Source organism: Caldimonas brevitalea (assembly GCF_001017435.1).
GTDB lineage: Bacteria > Pseudomonadota > Gammaproteobacteria > Burkholderiales > Burkholderiaceae_C > Caldimonas > Caldimonas brevitalea.
On the sequence record NZ_CP011371.1, the window covers coordinates 364,906 to 382,160 of the forward strand.

Annotated in this window: 15 protein-coding genes; 10 read left to right on the forward strand and 5 right to left on the reverse strand. The window is 69.2% G+C overall.

The features are described from left to right. Complete coding sequence (locus AAW51_RS01615; protein ID WP_047193229.1) at positions 1–699, reverse strand: PH domain-containing protein; 699 nt, start codon at positions 697–699, stop codon at positions 1–3. Continuing rightward, complete coding sequence (locus AAW51_RS01620) at positions 696–1,385, reverse strand: nucleotidyltransferase family protein (RefSeq protein ID WP_047197267.1); 690 nt, start codon at positions 1,383–1,385, stop codon at positions 696–698. Before AAW51_RS01620 ends, AAW51_RS01615 begins: the two co-directional genes overlap by 4 nt. 439 nt (positions 1,386–1,824) lie before the next feature. On the opposite strand from AAW51_RS01620, the gene tkt reads away from it, so the two are divergent. From tkt to AAW51_RS01635, 3 genes are all read left to right on the forward strand, one after another. Continuing rightward, complete coding sequence (gene tkt, locus AAW51_RS01625) at positions 1,825–3,837, forward strand: transketolase (RefSeq protein ID WP_047193230.1); 2,013 nt, start codon at positions 1,825–1,827, stop codon at positions 3,835–3,837. Positions 3,838–3,921: 84 nt separating this feature from the next. Continuing rightward, positions 3,922–4,932 carry a type I glyceraldehyde-3-phosphate dehydrogenase gene (gene gap / locus AAW51_RS01630; protein WP_047193231.1) on the forward strand — a complete coding sequence of 337 codons (1,011 nt, stop codon included), beginning with the start codon at positions 3,922–3,924 and terminating at the stop codon, positions 4,930–4,932. Positions 4,933–5,280: 348 nt separating this feature from the next. After that, the gene (locus AAW51_RS01635) at positions 5,281–6,948 is read left to right on the forward strand and encodes a S8 family serine peptidase (RefSeq protein WP_053013243.1); all 1,668 of its coding nucleotides are present in this window, start codon (positions 5,281–5,283) and stop codon (positions 6,946–6,948) included. 251 nt (positions 6,949–7,199) lie between these two features. Here the strand turns inward: AAW51_RS01635 and AAW51_RS01640 are convergent, their stop codons facing one another. The 3 genes from AAW51_RS01640 to AAW51_RS01650 are packed head-to-tail and all read right to left on the reverse strand — an operon-like array spanning position 7,200 to position 9,311. After that, on the reverse strand, positions 7,200–7,955 hold the full coding sequence (locus AAW51_RS01640; RefSeq protein WP_047193232.1) for an SPOR domain-containing protein: 756 nt from the start codon (positions 7,953–7,955) through the stop codon (positions 7,200–7,202). Then, positions 7,949–8,734, reverse strand: coding sequence for a biotin--[acetyl-CoA-carboxylase] ligase (locus tag AAW51_RS01645; protein WP_047193233.1), 786 nt, complete (start codon positions 8,732–8,734; stop codon positions 7,949–7,951). The genes AAW51_RS01640 and AAW51_RS01645 overlap by 7 nt, the downstream gene beginning before the upstream one ends. A gap of 58 nt (positions 8,735–8,792) precedes the next feature. Next, complete coding sequence (locus AAW51_RS01650; RefSeq protein ID WP_047193234.1) at positions 8,793–9,311, reverse strand: SET domain-containing protein; 519 nt, start codon at positions 9,309–9,311, stop codon at positions 8,793–8,795. A 106-nt stretch (positions 9,312–9,417) separates the two neighbouring features. Between AAW51_RS01650 and AAW51_RS01655 the strand changes: the two genes are divergently transcribed. From AAW51_RS01655 to queC, 7 genes are all read left to right on the forward strand, one after another. Next, positions 9,418–9,975: a TlpA disulfide reductase family protein gene (locus AAW51_RS01655; protein WP_169787962.1), complete on the forward strand. Its 558-nt coding sequence runs from the start codon at positions 9,418–9,420 to the stop codon at positions 9,973–9,975. 15 nt (positions 9,976–9,990) lie between these two features. After that, positions 9,991–12,579, forward strand: a complete 2,589-nt coding sequence (locus AAW51_RS01660) for a DNA topoisomerase III (protein ID WP_047193235.1) — start codon at positions 9,991–9,993, stop codon at positions 12,577–12,579. Between the two features lie 64 nt (positions 12,580–12,643). Further along, the gene (locus AAW51_RS01665; RefSeq protein ID WP_047193236.1) at positions 12,644–13,486 is read left to right on the forward strand and encodes a helix-turn-helix transcriptional regulator; all 843 of its coding nucleotides are present in this window, start codon (positions 12,644–12,646) and stop codon (positions 13,484–13,486) included. Positions 13,487–13,538: 52 nt separating this feature from the next. After that, complete coding sequence (locus tag AAW51_RS01670; RefSeq protein ID WP_047193237.1) at positions 13,539–14,108, forward strand: YbhB/YbcL family Raf kinase inhibitor-like protein; 570 nt, start codon at positions 13,539–13,541, stop codon at positions 14,106–14,108. Between the two features lie 73 nt (positions 14,109–14,181). Next, the gene (locus AAW51_RS01675; protein WP_047193238.1) at positions 14,182–15,150 is read left to right on the forward strand and encodes an AEC family transporter; all 969 of its coding nucleotides are present in this window, start codon (positions 14,182–14,184) and stop codon (positions 15,148–15,150) included. Positions 15,151–15,204: 54 nt separating this feature from the next. After that, complete coding sequence (locus AAW51_RS01680) at positions 15,205–16,485, forward strand: glutamate-5-semialdehyde dehydrogenase (RefSeq protein WP_047193239.1); 1,281 nt, start codon at positions 15,205–15,207, stop codon at positions 16,483–16,485. 4 nt (positions 16,486–16,489) lie between these two features. After that, positions 16,490–17,212 carry a 7-cyano-7-deazaguanine synthase QueC gene (gene queC, locus AAW51_RS01685; protein WP_238947726.1) on the forward strand — a complete coding sequence of 241 codons (723 nt, stop codon included), beginning with the start codon at positions 16,490–16,492 and terminating at the stop codon, positions 17,210–17,212. Positions 17,213–17,255 lie beyond the last annotated feature (43 nt).

Consider the following 17,255-nt stretch of genomic DNA (forward strand, 5'->3'; position numbering starts at 1 on the left):
TCAATGGTGCGCGGCGGTGGCCTGTGGACGGGTGCGCCGCAGCGCCTTGAGACGCTCGCGCAACTCGCGCTCGGCGGCGTCCGGGCGCGGGCCGACCTGGCGGCGCTGCTCGTTGGCACGGCGCCGGCGCAGCTCCTCCACTTGTTGCATTTGCAAGCGGATGAAGTTCGCGACGTCTTCCACACGGTCGAGGCCGCCCAGGCTGCAGGTGCGCGGCAGCTTGACGACCTTGCCGTCGTCGAGCGTCAGGCGCAGGGAGCAGACGCTCAGAGGGCCGAGCACCGGCTTCTCGTGCACGTCGACACTGGCCAGCCGCGACACCGGCACGCGCCGCGCCGACTGGCGCCAGCCGCGCCGCCAGCTGACGAACTTGACGCTGGCGGCGGCACGTTCCCAGCGCCAGAGGTCCCAGCCGAGCGCGGCCAGCCAGGCCGGCACCGCGAGCAGCGCGGTGCGGATGTCGAACAGCATCGAGGCCCACAGTGCGCCGCCGGCGGTGCCCAGGGCCAGCCACAGCACGATGTTGTCGCGCTCGCCGGGGGTCCAGGCGCTGCGCTCGTAATAGACCGAATCGACGTGATCGCCCGACAGCGGTGCCGCCGACAGCTGGACCGCCCGGATGCCGCGGACCGTGAGCTGTTCGAGCAGGGCCGCGCCCGCCAGGCAGGCGGGCAACGCCAGCACCCACCCGAGGCTCATGACGGCTGCCCGGCGCCGGGGCGGGCGTCGGGCTCCGATGCGTTGAGGGCCGCGAGCTGGGCCGGCGTGCCGACGTTCTCCCAGCGCCCGGCATAGCGGGTCACGCCGATGCGGCGCGAGCGCATCGCGTCGTACAGCAGCGGGCCGAGCGGCGCCTTGGTGCCGGCCGGCACGTGGCGGACCAGGTCGGCATGCAACAGCGCCAGGTTGCTGTAGGTCCAGCGCTGGCCGTCGGGCCCCACGCCGTCGGCCAGACCCATGCCGTCGGCGTCGATGCCGAAGTCGCCCTTGGGATGGAAGCTCGGGTTGGGCACCAGCCACAGCTGCCCGAGCCGGTCGCTGGCGGCGAAGCCGCGTGCGAGGTCGGCGTCGAAGCGGAAGTCGGGGGCGTGGATGTCGCCCGACACGACCCAGAAGCGCTCGCCCAGCCAGGGCAGCGCCTTGGCGATGCCACCGGCCGTCTCGAGGGCGCCGCCGTGGTCGCGGCCCTCCATCGAGTAGTGCAGCCGCAGGCCCCAGCGCGAGCCGTCGCCCAGCGCCGCCGGAATCTGCTCTTCCAGCCAGGCGGTGTTGATCACGACCTCGCGCACGCCGTCGCGGGCCAGGGCTTCGAGATGCCACACGATCAATGGCTTGCCGTGCACCGGGAGCAGAGGCTTGGGGGTCTGGTCGGTGAGCGGGCGCATGCGTTCGCCGCGTCCCGCCGCCAGCACGATGGCCTTCAGGTTGCCGCTCACTGGGTCACCTCCGTGCTGCGCACTGTGGTGCGAGCCCCTTCGGGCGGCCGGGCGGGGGCCGATTGGACAACCTCCGTGCTGCGCACTGCGGTGCGAGCCCCTACGGACGGCCGGGCGGGGCTCATGGCGCGATGCCCCGCAGGGACGACCAGCAGCGCGAGCGCTCGCTCACGGAGGGCGGCGGCGCCCGGTGCACGAGGCGCGGCCGGGGGCATGACTTCGAAGGACGGCAGGTCATGATCAACAACAAGATTTCAATCCGATGCTCGGTTGGATGCCGATTATCGGCGCGCCTTTACAATCCCGGCTTCCTCTCAACCCCTACGAGCCCCCGTTTTTCCGTGTGGATGCAACGCGTTGCGGGGGCCGGATCTTGAACAGGTTCCGCATGGCCGACACGACCCTGATGGCCAACGCAATCCGTGCGTTGGCGATGGATGCAGTTCAAATTGCGAATTCCGGTCATCCGGGAGCGCCGATGGGCATGGCCGAGATCGCCGTTGCCTTGTGGGGCCGCCATCTGCGCCACAACCCCGCCAATCCGCAGTGGCACGACCGCGACCGTTTCGTGCTGTCGAACGGCCACGGCTCGATGCTGATCTATGCGCTGCTGCACCTCACCGGCTACGACCTGCCGACCGAGGAACTGAAAGGCTTCCGCACCCTGCACAGCAAGACGCCGGGCCACCCCGAGGTCGGCATCACCCCCGGCGTCGAAACCACCACCGGCCCGCTCGGCCAGGGCATCACCAACGCGGTGGGGTTCGCGCTCGCCGAGAAGCTGCTGGCGCAGGAGTTCAACCGGCCCGGGTACGACATCGTCAACCACCACACCTATGTGTTCCTGGGAGACGGCTGCCTGATGGAAGGCATCAGCCACGAAGCCTGCGCGCTGGCCGGCGCCTGGAAACTCAACAAGCTGATCGCGCTGTACGACGACAACGGCATCTCGATCGACGGCGAGGTGGCCCCCTGGTTCATCGACGACACGCCCAAGCGCTTCCAGGCCTACGGCTGGCACGTCATCGGCCCGATCGACGGGCATGACGTGGACGCTGTCGATGCGGCGATTGCCGAGGCCAAGCAGAGCAACGACAAACCCACCCTGATCGTCTGCAAGACCATCATCGGCAAGGGCGCGCCCACCCGCGCCGGCACGGCCAAGGCGCACGGCGAGGCGCTCGGCGCCGAAGAGATCCGCGGCACGCGCGAGGCGCTGGGCTGGTCGCACGAGCCCTTCGTGGTGCCGCCCGAGGTCTACCACGCCTGGGACGGCAAGACCCGTGGCGGCGCCAACGAACAGGCCTGGAACGCGACCTTCGACGGCTACCGCGCCGAGCACCCGGAGCTGGCCGCCGAATTCGAGCGCCGCATGAAGGGCGAGCTGCCGGCGCAGTTCGCGCAGATCGCCGTCGACGTCGCAGTCGGCGCCCACACGCGCGGCGAGACCGTGGCTAGCCGCAAGGCCAGCCAGCTCGCGCTCGAAGCCTTCACCGCCGCGCTGCCCGAACTGCTGGGCGGCTCGGCCGACCTGACCGGCTCCAACCTCACCAACACCAAGTCGACCCCGGCGCTGCGCTTCGACGAGCATGGCAAGGGCAACGGCGGGCGCCATATCAATTACGGCGTGCGCGAATTCGGCATGGCCGCGATCATGAACGGCATCGCGCTGCATGGCGGCTACATCCCCTACGGCGGCACCTTCCTGACCTTCAGCGACTACTCGCGCAACGCGATCCGCATGGCGGCGCTGATGAAGCGCCGGGTGATCCACGTGTTCACGCACGATTCGATCGGCCTCGGCGAAGACGGCCCGACGCACCAGTCGGTCGAGCATGCCGCCGCGCTGCGTTTGATTCCCAACCTCGATGTCTGGCGCCCCGGCGACACCGCCGAGACGGCGGTGGCCTGGGCCTGCGCGCTGCAGAACCGCACCCGTCCGAGCGCACTGCTGCTGTCGCGCCAGAACCTGGCCTACGCGCCCAAAGCCGGGCTCGAGGACATCTCGCGCGGTGCCTATGTGCTGGCCGAGCCGAGCGAGGTGGGCCTGAAGAAGGCGCAGGCGGTGCTGATCGCCACCGGCTCGGAGGTGCAGCTGGCGCTGCATGCTCAGGCCGAGCTGGCCAAGAGCGGCATCGGCGTGCGCGTGGTGTCGATGCCGTCGACCACCGTGTTCGACCGGCAAGACGAAGCGTACAAGCGTGAGGTGCTGCCCGAAGGCCTGCCGCGTGTCGCCGTCGAGGCCGGCGTGACCGACTTCTGGTGGAAGTACCGCGTCGACGCCGTGGTCGGCATCGACACCTATGGCGAATCGGCGCCGGCCGGCGTGCTGTTCAAGCACTTCGGCTTCACCGCGGAGAACGTGGCCAACACCGTGCGTGTTGTGCTGAACAAGGCTTGAGCGCCGGGGCGCGTCGTGCTGCGGCCGGCGGGCCGCGGCACGACGGGCCCGGTCGAGGTTTCCCATCATCAAAGGAGAATAGACATGACCATCAAGGTTGCCATCAACGGCTACGGCCGTATCGGCCGCAACGTTCTGCGCGCGCACTATGAAGGCGGCAAGAAGCACGACATCGAGATCGTCGCAATCAACGACCTGGGCGATCCCAAGACCAATGCGCACCTGACCAAGTACGACACCGCGCACGGCCCCTTCCCCGGCGACGTCAGCGTCGAGGGCGATTACATGATCGTCAACGGCGACAAGATCCGCGTGCTGGCCAACCGCAACCCGGCCGAGCTGCCCTGGGGCGAGCTGGGTGTCGACGTCGTGATGGAGTGCACCGGCTTCTTCACCACCAAGGAAAAGGCGGGCGCCCACCTGAAGGGCGGCGCCAAGAAGGTCATCATCTCCGCGCCCGGCGGCAAGGATGTCGACGCGACCATCGTGTTCGGCGTCAACCACAAGGTGCTGAAGGCCAGCGACACGGTCATCTCCAACGCCAGCTGCACCACCAACTGCCTGGCCCCGTTGGTCAAGCCGCTGCACGAAAAGATCGGCCTGGAAACCGGCCTGATGACCACGGTGCACGCCTACACCAACGACCAGGTGCTGACCGACGTCTACCACGAAGACCTGCGCCGCGCCCGTAGCGCCACGCAGAGCATGATCCCGACCAAGACCGGCGCGGCTGCCGCGGTCGGCCTGGTGCTGCCCGAGCTGAATGGCAAGCTCGACGGCTTCGCGATCCGCGTGCCGACCATCAACGTGTCGATCGTCGACCTGAGCTTCGTCGCCAAGCGCGACACCACCGTCGAAGAAGTGAACCAGATTGTGAAGGCCGCTTCCGAAGGTGAGCTGAAGGGCATCCTCGGCTACAACACCGCACCGCTGGTCAGCGTCGACTTCAACCACAACCCGGCTTCGAGCACCTTCGACGCGACGCTGACCAAGGTCAGCGGCCGGCTCGTGAAGGTGTCGAGCTGGTACGACAACGAGTGGGGCTTCAGCAACCGCATGCTGGACACCACGGTCGCCCTGATGGCGGCCAAGTAAAGCCGGTCGGGACGCCGGGCGCCGCGACCGGCGCAGCGTCCCTTCCGGCCGCGGGCGGCGGGGCCCCTGCCGTGGTGCGGCGAGCGGCCCGGCCCGCGCTGTCTGTCGCTTGGACACCACGTGTGTCACAGCGTGCATCCGCCTCTGCGCCGCCCCCGGTGCGCCGGACGCCAGGTGGGCGCGTACTCACCGCCTTTGCCGGCAAGCCGGCGCGCGGGCAGCCTTGCTGCAGCTGTGCAGCATCTCCTGAGACTGTTCACAGTGACCGCTGCGCCGCCGCTGCCGCATCACCACGGCACTTGGGGTAGGGCTTCTCTGACCCGCCCCGATCGCACAGATAATGGGGGCATGCGCTTCCTCAGTCCATTCCTGTCCGTGGCGGCCTTGTGCGCCCTGTCGCTGTCGCCCGCTTCCGCCGCGCCTGCGGCGCCCGACGCCGGCCTCGCCTACGGTGTGTTGGTCAAACTCAAATCTTCCGACGCCACCACGCTGGTGGGCCGCGAAGCGCCGCTGGCGCAACGGGAACGGCTCGCTGCCGCCTTTCGCGGCAAGTCTTTTTCGCTGGGTGAAGTGAGCCCCCTCGACGCCGAGGCGCACGTGGTGCGCTGGGCCCGGCCGTTGAGCCGCGTCGAGGCCGACCGGCTGGTACAGGAGCTGCGCCAGGACCCGAACGTCGAATGGGCGGCACCCAACGTGCGCGAACGCCGCCTGCAGGCGGCCCCCAACGACCCCTATTTCAACAGTCGCCAATGGTGGCTGAGCACCGCGCCTGACATCGGGTCGCGCGGCGTGCCCAACATCGCGCGCTCCTGGGGCGTGCCCGCCCCCGGCGCGGCGACCGTCGCAGTGCTCGACACCGGCCTCGTCCGCAACCACGAGGACCTGCTCGGCACCCGCTTCGACACCGGCTACGACCTGGTCAGCAACGGCGACGGCCTGGCCGGCGACGGCGACGGCCGCGACGCCGACTTCAACGATCCGGGGGATGGTGTTGTGGCCGACCAGTGCGCCGATGGCAGCGCCCCGGAAGACAGCTCCTGGCACGGCACCAAGATCGCCGGCATCATCGGCGCCAACAGCGACAACGGCGTTGGCGTGGCCGGTGCGAACTGGGGCGCCCGGGTGGTGTCGGTTCGCATCGCGGGCAAGTGCGGAGCGCTGGTCAGCGACATCATCGCCGGCATGCGCTGGGCCGCCGGCCTCAAGGTCGACAACCTGCCGCTCAACCCGCACCCGGCCCGCATCATCAACCTCAGCTTCGGCGGGTCCGAGACCGACTGCGAGCCTTACCGTCTGACCATCGACGATTTGCACCGGGCAGGCGCGGTGATCATTGCCGCCGGCGGCAATGAAGACGGCCGGGTGTCGCGTCCCGCGCGTTGTGCCGGCGTGCTGGCTGTCGGTGCGGTGAACCGCGACGGTTTCAAAGCGACCTACGCAAACCTCGGCCCGCAGATCGACATCACCACGGTGGGGGGTGACTCGAAGAACAGCGGGCGCCTTGGCCCCACCGTGGGCGACGACGGTCTGTACACCGCCTCGAAGGACGAACCCAGCGAGACCGATGGCGGCGACCCGAAATACGGCTTTGTCTTCGGCACCAGCTTCTCGACCCCGGTGGTGGCCGGCGTCGCGTCTCGCATGCTGGCGGTGAACCCGCAGTTGACCATCGACCAGCTGGTGCACGGCTTGCAAAGCACCAGCCGCCCGCACGTGACGTCAGGTGTGGCCGAACTGCAGCAATGCAGCGTCGACGCGCCGCAAGGCCGCTGCTATTGCACCACGGCGACCTGCGGTGCCGGCCTGCTCGATGCCGAGGCGGCGATGGCCTATGCAAAGGCGCCTGCTGCGTCCCCGCCCACCTTCTATACGCCCGGCTCGGGAGACGGTGACGGCGGCGGCGGTGGTGATGACGATGGCGGCGGCGGTGGTGCTCTCGACGCACGCTGGCTGTTGGGCCTGGCGGCCATCGCGTGGCTGGCGCGGTTCGGCCGCGGCCTGCGCCGGCGCACCTGAACGCTGTTCTTCCGTACCGGGTGAGCCGCCTGCCGCCCCGGCGGTGAAGGGGGCACAGGCGTTCATGGCGCTGTCCTTGGCGCGCCAAGCGGGCCAGTCCCCGTCGCAGCCCAGCAGCGGTGAGCAGCCCCAGCGGCGCCGCCCTCACCGGGCCCTGCGCTGTCGCTCACCCACCGCCCCATGCATGCCGGGGGGCGTCCACTCGTTTCGTCAGGTCCGGCCGGTGGGTCAACACCCGTCCGCCGGTGGCTTCACGCCGGCGGCGCTGCGTCGGCGCGGCACTCGGTGAAGGCGCGCGCAGGGGCAGTCCCTTTCAGCCGGTTGCGCAGCCGCGCCTGCAACGCGTCGCCCCCGTCTCGCAAGCGCACGAAATAGCTGGCAATCGACGGCGTGATGGTCACGACGCGTGCTGTCCGCAGGCCTTTGGCGGCCACCTCGCCCAGCCTGGCATCGGCTTCGCGCTTGTCGGTGTAGCGGCCCAGCGACAACCCGGGTTCGAAGCCGGGCGAGCTGCGCAACTCCTCCGACGCCAGGCCCAGCGCGCGCAGCTCCGACTGCCGTTGCTGCAGCGCTTCGCGCGACGGGAAGCGGCCGATGTAGACCAGGAACACCCCCGGCTTTTCGCGCCGTTGCGGACTCCATTCGCCCGCCGGCAATTCGGCGTCGAGCACAGTCTTGACGCGCGCCATCTCGGTTTCGGTGTACGGGCCGGCTTCGACACAGCGGCCGGCGGCGGGTAATGGGCCCGTGGGCGCGGCCGTGCCTGACACCTCGGGTGGGTGCGCTGCGACAGTCTGGAGGGACGCGTCGGCGGGCGCCGCCACCGCCCCTCGTCGCTCGGGCTTGGCAGCGGGCAGGCGGATCGCCTCGGGTCGCACCTGCTCGCGCAGCCGTTCGGGTTCCCGCTCGTCCGCCGGGGCACCTGCCACCGCGGCGAGATGGCCGCCGCGCCAGGCGTAGAAGCCGAGGTTGGCGATCAACAGCAGCAACACCAGCAGTCTCAGCATGGCCTGACGCTCACTTCGCCGCTTTCCAGGGTTTTGGTCTCGCCGGCGGGTGTTCGCACCCGCAAAGCGCCATGGCCGTCGACCCCGATCGCCGTGCCGACGGGCACGTCCGCATGGGTGGTGGTGATGGCGACGCCGTCGAGCAGGTCGCGTTGCGCGAACCCGGCCGCAAAGGCGGTGTAGCCTTCGCGCTCGAAACGCAGCAGCGCCGTCAGCAAGGGCAGCGCGACACGGGCCAGGGTGTCGGGCGCGGCGGCGTCCGGTTGGAGTTCGGCCAGCGCCGCCACCGGGTTGCGCGGGTCGGGCACCTCGACCGGCCGCACGTTCAGCCCGACGCCGATGACCGCATAGCGGCCCGGCCCGGGCCCCGAACTGGAGGTCTCGATCAGGATGCCGCCCAGCTTGCGCCCCGCGCCCGGGCCGTCCCGCAGCCACAAGTCGTTGGGCCACTTCAGCGCCAACTGCGGATGCAGCGCGTCGGCCAGCGCAACGCCGACCGCCAGCGACAGGCCCGACCAGCTCTGCGGCGTGAGCGACAGCCCCAGCGAGAACGTCAGCGACGCGCCCGGCGCCGACGCCCAGCGGCGTCCCTGCCGCCCGCGCCCGGCGGTCTGGTGCTCGGCGACCAGCAGACAGGCGGCGGTGTCGCCGGCGCGGGCGCGTTCGAGCAAATGGGTGTTGGTCGAGCCGATCTCGGCGACCGCCTCGATGCTGATGTCGGGGCGCAGCGGCGACAGCTGTTCCCAGATCGTCTCGCAAGGCCAATGCAGCGTGGTCATGATGCGGGGGCCAAGGCGGTGTGGCGGCAGGTCGGTGCAGGCCCTCGCATGCGGCGGCTCAGCGTTTGGGCGCCAGCATCGTGCCGCGGCACTTCTTGCTGCCGCAGTAGCAGGCGTATTCCTGCTTCAGCTTGGGCGTGTAGCGCGCGTCGATCACCAGGCCGTAATCGAAGAACAGTTCCTCGCCGGTGGCGATGTCGCGCAGCGCCTTGATGAACACGCGGCCGTCGACCTCCTCGGCTTCGCAGTTCGGCTCACAGGCGTGATTGATCCAGCGCGAGGAATTGCCGTTGTACTTCCCGTCGATCACATGTTTGTCGTCGATGTGGAAGTAGAACGTGTGGTTGGGATTGTCGGGGTCGTGTGGATGGCGCCGCAGTGCTTCGGGCCAGGTGATCACGTCGCCCTTGTACTCGATGATGGTCTCGCCCTCGGCGATCGGCGCGACGGCATAGACCCCCTTGCCATGGACGCCGGAGCGCCGCACCTGGATGCGGCGGCCGGCGGCGGGCGATGCGGGTGCGGCCGCGGCAGCATTGCGGCGGGCCGGGGCTCGGGGCGACCGGGCTTGCGTCATGGAGGACTTTGGGTACATTGAAACTGAGCGCGCGTATGCGTGCGCGTACGCGCGAAGAGCGGGCATTGTAGGCGCGACCTTCGGGCCGTCGTCAAATTCGTTGGAGATGAACATTCCGGCCAGACGCTTGATCACATCGTCGACGCCTTCATGGCGCGGCGCAGCACCGGCACGCCGGCGCTGGCTCGCTGCGTTGTCGGCGGCGTGGCTCGGCACGGCGGCGTGGCGCCCTGCCACCGCGCAGCCCGGCCCGGTGGTGGGGGCGCCGCTGGTGCTGCCGCAGCTGCCGCTGCTGGGCGGCGGCCGCTACGGCGAGGCGCAGGCCTCGGGGCGAGTGCTGGTGTTGTATTGGTGGGCCACCTGGTGTCCTTTCTGCGCGCTGCAAACGCCACGCATCGATGCGCTGTGGCGCGAGCATCGCGAGCGCGGCCTCGAGTTGCTGACCATCGCGGTCGACAAGCGCGAGTCCACCGTGCGTGAATACCTGGCGGCCAAAGGTTATCGATTTCCGGTCGTCCTCGACCATCCCGCGCTGGCATCTGCCTTGCCAAGGCCGAAGGGCTTGCCAGTCACGCTGTTGCGTGGGCGGGATGGGCGAATCGCTGTCGCCGAAGCTGGCGAGATGTTTCCCGAAGACATCGCCGGCTTCGCCAAGTTTCTCTGAGCAGTAGTGAGTACGATGAGCAAAGCATTGGTGATCGCCGAGAAGCCCTCCGTCGCGCAGGACATCGTCCGTGCGCTGACGCCGGTGGTCGGCAAGTTCGACAAGCACGATGAATATTTCGAGAACGACAGCTATGTCGTCACCTCGGCGGTCGGCCACCTGGTCGAGATCAAGGCACCTGAAGAATTCGACGTCAAGCGCGGCAAGTGGAGCTTTTCCAACCTGCCGGTGATCCCCCCGCACTTCGAGTTGAACCCGATCGACAAGAGCAAGGGGCGGCTCAATGCGATCGTCAAGCTGATCAAGCGCAAGGACGTCACCGAGATCATCAATGCCTGTGACGCGGGGCGCGAGGGCGAGCTGATCTTCCGGCTGATCGTGCAGTACGCGACGCCGGCCAAGGGTGGCTTGAGCAAGGGCATCCGGCGGCTGTGGCTGCAGTCGATGACACCGCAAGCCATCCGCGACGGCTTCGACAAGCTGCGCAGCGACGAACAGATGCAGCCGCTGGCGAGTGCGGCACGCTGCCGCTCCGAGGCCGACTGGCTGGTGGGCATCAACGGCACCCGCGCGATGACGGCCTTCAATTCACGCGACGGCGGGTTTTTCCTGACCACCGTGGGCCGGGTGCAGACGCCGACGCTGTCGATCGTGGTCGAGCGCGAAGAGAAGATCCGCAAGTTCGTCTCGCGCGACTACTGGGAGGTGCGCGCCACCTTCGCGGCGCAGGCCGGCCTCTACGACGCCAAGTGGTTCAACCCCAAGTGGAAGAAGAGCGAGGACGACCCCGAGCTGCGCGCCGACCGGCTGTGGACCGCGCGCGAAGCCGAGGCGATTGCCGACGCGGTGCGGCACCAGACCGGCAAGGTCACCGAAGAGTCCAAGCCCAGCTCGCAGTCGAGCCCGCTGCTCTACGACCTCACCTCGCTGCAGCGCGAGGCCAACTCGCGCTTCGGCTTCTCGGCCAAGACCACGCTGTCGCTGGCGCAGGCGCTGTATGAGAAGCACAAGGTGCTGACCTACCCGCGGACCGACTCGCGCGCGCTGCCCGAAGACTATGTCGCGGTGGCCAAGCAGACCATGGAGATGCTGGTCGACGACGAGGCCACCCGGCTCTACGCGCCGCACGCCAAGAAGGCGCTGACGGAGGGCTACGTGAAGCCCAACAAGCGAGTGTTCGACAACACCAAGGTGTCGGACCACTTTGCCATCATCCCGACGCTGCAGCCGCCCAAGAGCCTGACCGAAGCCGAGCAGAAGCTCTACGACATGGTGGTCAAGCGATTCCTGGCGGTGTTCTTCCCGGCGGCCGAGTACATGATCACCACCCGCATCACGGTCGTGCAGCACCAGGGTCAGGAGCACAGCTTCCAGACCAACGGCAAGGTGTTGGTGAAGCCGGGCTGGCTGGCCGTGTACGGCAAGGAGGCACAGGAGGACGATGCCACGCTGGTGCCGGTGCAGGCCGGCGAGACGGTGCGCAACGAAGAGGTCAACGCCAACGCCCTCAAGACCCGCCCGCCGGCGCGCTACAGCGAAGCGACGCTGCTGAGCGCGATGGAGGGGGCCGGCAAGCTGATCGACGACGACGAGCTGCGCGAGGCGATGCAGGAAAAAGGCCTCGGCACCCCGGCGACGCGCGCGGCCATCATCGAAGGCCTGATCCTCGAGAAGTACCTGGTGCGCGAAGGCCGCGAGCTGATCCCGACCGCCAAGGCGTTTCAGCTGATGACGCTGCTGCGGGGCCTGGGCGTCGAGGACCTGACCAAGCCCGAGCTGACCGGCAACTGGGAATACCAGCTGTCGCAGATGGAGCGGGGCCGGCTCAGCCGCGAAGCCTTCATGAACGAGATCGCCGCGATGACCGAGCGCATCGTGCAGAAGGCGAAGGAATACGACCGCGACACGATCCCCGGCGACTATGCGACGCTCAAGACGCCCTGCCCCAAGTGCAGCGGCGTCGTGAAAGAGAACTACCGCCGCTTCAGCTGCGCGGGCCCGAAGGGCGACGACGGCGGCTGCGGCTTCTCGATCAGCAAGATCCCCGGCGCGCGCAGCTTCGAGCTGCACGAGGTCGAGCAGTTCCTGCGCGACAAGCGCATCGGCCCGCTGGAAGGTTTCCGGTCCAAGGCCGGCTGGCCGTTCACCGCGGAACTCAAGCTGGTCTACGACGAGGAACTGGGCAACTACAAGCTCGAATTCGACTTCGGCGAAGATGCCCGCAAGGAGGCCGAAGCCGGCGAGGCGGTCGACTTCAGCGGCCAGGAGTCGCTCGGCGCCTGCCCGAAATGCCATGCCTCGGTGTTCGAGCATGGCACCAGCTATGTCTGCGAGAAGAGCGTCGGCCCGCATGCGACCTGCGACTTCAAGAGCGGCAAGATCATCCTGCAGCAGCCCGTCACGCGCGAGCAGATGGGCAAGCTGCTCAAGGAGGGCCGCACCGATTTGCTCGACAACTTCGTCTCGGCCCGCACCCGGCGCAAGTTCAAGGCCTTCCTGAAGTGGGACGCCAAGGAAGGCAAGGTGGTGTTCGAGTTCGAGCCCCGCGCGCCCAGGGCGCCGGCGAAGAAGGTGGCTGCCAAGAAGGCGGCCGCCAAACCTTGAGCGTGCGCGCGGGGGCGCCCTCGGCCCTCCCGCGCCACCTCGGCCACCCACCCCCTTGCACCCGATGAACGTCGAGCTCTCTTTGCCACCCGGCGCTACGGCCCTGGTGGCGAGCCGCGTGCACCACCGGGTCGCCACGGTGGCGATCCGCGAGCACATGCTGGGGTGGGTGCAAGCGGGCAGCAAGACGCTGCTGGGGCCGACCGGCGAACACCGCTACGTCGCCGGTGAGGTGTTCCTGGTCGCACAGGGCACACAGTGGGACGTGATCAACGACCCCGCGCCGCAGGGGCGTTACGTGGCGCAGATCCTGTTGTTCGGGCCGGCCCTGGTGCAGGCCTTCCACGCCCGCCACCCGGCTTTGCAGACCACACCGCAGGTGCGCGGCCGGGCGGCGCTGCCGGCCGACGGGGAGCTGTGCGGGGCGATCCAACGCAGCGTCGAGTCCTTGCAGTCGCCCACCACTTCCAGCGCCTTGCAGGAGCACCGGCTGATCGAAGTGCTGTTGCTGCTGGCCGAACGCGGCTTCAGTTTCGCGCCGGAGACGGTGTCCTGGCAGGACAAGGTGCGCCGGCTGATCGCCTACCGGCCGCATGCGGACTGGACGCTCGAGGCGGTGGCGCAGGAGTTCCACCTGAGCGTCAGCACCTTGAGCCGGCGTTTGGCGCAGCACGGCACCACCCTCGGCAGCCTGGTGCGCGAGGTGCGGCTCGAGACCGCGCTGGTGTTGCTGCAGACCACCGAGCTGCCGGTGGGCGAGATCGCACAGCGCTGCGGCTACGAGTCGCATAGCCGGTTCAGTGCCGTGTTCCGCCGCCGCTTCGGCTTCGCGCCGTCGCATCTGCGGCCGGCCGAGGGCGCGCAAGGGTTGACGCGACGCGAACAGGAAACGCCCGTTCCGGGCTAACGCGGCGGCGCGGCCCTCGGCAGCATCGAAGCCTCGATTTCAGGAGGCTCACATGTCCCACTTTTCCGCTTCAGTTCTTCGTCTCGCCGCCTTCGGCGCGCTGTGCACCACCGCGCTCACGGCGTGCGCCGGCAACTTCAAGCTGACCGGCCCTGAACTGGGCCCGGGCGATCGATTGCCGCCGGCGCAGGTCTACAGCGGATTCGGCTGCGAGGGCGGCAACCGTTCACCCGCCCTGCAGTGGAGCGGCGCGCCGAGCGGCACGCGCAGCTTTGCCGTCACGGTCTACGACCCCGACGCGCCGACCGGCTCGGGCTGGTGGCACTGGGTCGTCTACAACCTGCCGGCCGACACCCGCGGCCTGCCGGAAGGCGTCGAGGTCGCGGCGGGAGCGGCGCTGCCGCCGGGTGCCGTGCAAGGCCGCAACGACTACGGCAGTGTGGGTTTCGGCGGCGCCTGCCCGCCCCGTGGCGACCGGCCGCATCGCTACGTTTTCACGGTGCACGCGCTGAAGACCGAACGCCTCGACCTGCCGGCCGACGCCTCGCCGGCGATGGTGGGGTTCATGCTGCACACTCACCGGCTGGCACACGCCAGCTTCACCGCGCGCTACGGCCGCTAGCGCCGCCGCCGCGGGCTCGCCGCTACGCACTTTCCACGCCGGCGAGCGCGCCGGCGCTCGCGATACTCAACGCATGTCCAGCGTCGTGTTCTTCAAGCTCTTTGCCATCTTCTCGGTCGTCGCGCTCGGCTGGGGCGCCGGGCGGATGCGCTTTTTCGGCGGCGGCGAGGCGGCGCGGGCATTGTCCAACGTCGCGTTTTTCCTGTTCGCGCCGGCGCTGTTGTTCCGCACCACCGCCCGTATCGACGTCGCCACCCTGCCGTGGTCGACGCTGGCCGCCTTTTTCGTGCCGGCCACTGCCTGGATGGTGGCCGTGTACGCGTGGCAGCGGTATCGCGGCGGCCCGCTCGCACCGGCCGGCCCCGGCGTGCGCGCGATCACTGCGACCTTCGGCAACACCGCGCAACTCGGCATCCCGATGGCCGCTGCGCTGTTCGGCGAGCGCGGGCTGTCGATTCACCTGGCCATCGTCAGCGTGCATGCCCTGACGCTGCTGTCGGTCGTGACCGTGCTGGTCGAGCTGGACGTGGCCAAGGCGGCCGCGCGCGAACAGGGCAGCCGCGCGGACCTCCGCCGCATGCTGGGGCTGACGGTGCGCAACACCGTGATCCACCCGGTGGTGCTGCCGGTGCTGGCCGGCCTGGCCTGGAACCTGACCGGCTGGCCGATCGCCGAACCGGTCGACGGCGTGCTGCAGATGCTGGGCGAGGCGGTGGTGCCGGTGTGTCTGGTCGGCATCGGCATGTCGCTCGCGCATTACGGTCTTCAGGGCGCTGCGACCAGCGCCGCGACCTTGGCCGCCGCCAAGCTGCTCGCCCTGCCGCTGCTGGTGCTGCTGGTCGGGCGCTACGCCGCCGGGCTCGACGGCCTGCCGTTGACGGTGATCGTGATGGCGGCGGCCCTGCCCACCGGCAGCAATGCGCTGATGTTTGCGCAGCGCTACCGCACGCAGGAGGGCGAGACCACCGCCGCCATCGTCGTCTCGACGCTGGGCTTCGTGCTGGGCGCGCCGCTGTGGCTGACGCTGGCGGCGGCCTTGTAGGCGCCGCCGACCGCCCCGCTGCGCCCGGCCGCCGGGTTTGCGACAATCTCGCCCATGACCTCCACCGACATCCAGGCCTACATGGCCCATGTGGGCGCCGCCGCCCGGGCCGCCGCCACGCAGATGGCGGCCGCGTCGACGGCTGCGAAGAATGGCGCGCTGCTGCGGCTGGCCGCACTGATCGGCGAGCAGCGCGAGACGCTGCAGGCCGAGAACGCCAAAGACATCGCCGCTGCCGAGCGCAACGGGCTGGCGGCACCGATGGTCGACCGGCTGCGCTTGAACGACAAGGTCATCTCGCAGATGGCCGAGAACTGCGTGCAGGTCGCGGCGCTGCCCGACCCGGTGGGCGAGATCACCAATTTGCGGCGCCGGCCCACCGGCATCAGCGTCGGCCAGATGCGGGTGCCGATCGGCGTGTTCGGCATGATCTACGAGAGCCGCCCCAACGTCACCATCGAAGCGTCGTCGCTGGGCATCAAGAGCGGCAACGCCTGCGTGCTGCGCGGCGGCTCCGAGGCCATCCACTCCAACCTGGCGCTGTGGCGTTTGGTGCAGCAGGCGCTGCGTGAGGCCGGCCTGCCGGCCGAGGGCGTGCAGCTGATCGAGACCACCGACCGTGCCGCGGTCGGCCGGCTGATCTCGATGCCCGAGCATGTCGATTTGATCATCCCGCGCGGCGGCAAATCGCTGATCGAGCGCATCAGCCGCGAGGCCACGGTGCCGGTGATCAAACACCTCGACGGCAATTGCCACGTGTATGTCGATGCGAGCGCCGACCTCGACCTGGCGGTCAAGGTGACCGACAACGCCAAGACGCAGAAATACAGCCCCTGCAACGCCGCGGAATCGCTGCTGGTGCATGCGGCCATCGCGCCGGCGTTCTTGCCGCGCATCGGCGCCGTGTTCGCCGCCAAGGGCGTCGAGATGCGCTGCGATGCGGCGGCGCGGGCGCTGTTGCAGCCGCTGCCGGGTGCGACGGTGGCCGACGCGAGCGAGCAGGACTGGGCCGAGGAATACCTGGCGCCCGTCATCAGCGTCAAGGTGGTGGAGAGCCTGGATGAGGCGATCGCGCACATCAACCGCTACGGCTCGCACCACACCGACGCCATCCTGACCGAGCACCATCCCAACGCGATGCGCTTCTTGCGCGAGGTCGACTCGGCCAGCGTGATGGTGAATGCATCGACCCGCTTTGCCGATGGCTTCGAATACGGCCTGGGTGCCGAGATCGGCATTTCGACCGACAAGTTCCACGCGCGCGGCCCGGTCGGGCTGGAGGGGCTGACGTCGATGAAGTACGTCGTGCTCGGCCAGGGTGAAGTGCGGAGCTGACAACGTGCAAACAGCACTGGACGGTCGTACGGCACTGGTGCTGTTTTCCGGCGGGCAAGACTCGACCGCGTGTCTTGCGTGGGCGCTGCAGCGTTATGCACAGGTCGAGACGGTGGGGTTCGACTATGGCCAGCGGCACCGCATCGAGCTGGACTGCCGGCCACGGGTGCTAAACGAATTGCGGGCCCGGTTTCCCAAGTGGGCGGCACGTTTGGGCCCCGACCACCTGCTCGACCTGTCGCTGCTGGGCCAGATCAGCGACACCGCGCTGACCTCGCAACGCGCCATCGAAATGGCCGACAGCGGCCTCCCCAACACCTTCGTGCCCGGGCGCAACCTGCTGTTCCTGAGCTTCGCGGCGACGCTCGCCTACCGGCGCGGCGCCGCGGTGCTGGTCGGCGGCATGTGCGAGACCGACTACTCGGGCTACCCCGATTGCCGCGACAACACGCTCAAGGCCTTGCAGGTGGCGCTGAGCCTGGGCATGGACCGGCCGCTGGTGATCGAGACGCCGCTGATGTGGCTCGACAAGGCGCAGACCTGGGCCTTGTCGCACACGCTGGGGGGTGATGCCCTCAACGAGTTGATCGTCGAGCACACCCACACCTGCTACCTGGGGGAGCGAGGGCAGCGCCACCCATGGGGCCACGGTTGCGGCAGCTGCCCGGCCTGCGAACTGCGCCGGCGCGGCTACGAAGGTTATCTGGCGCGCGACGCCAACCCGTAGCCGGGCGCCGCTTGGAGCCGTGCTGCGGCTGTCGTAGAGTCGC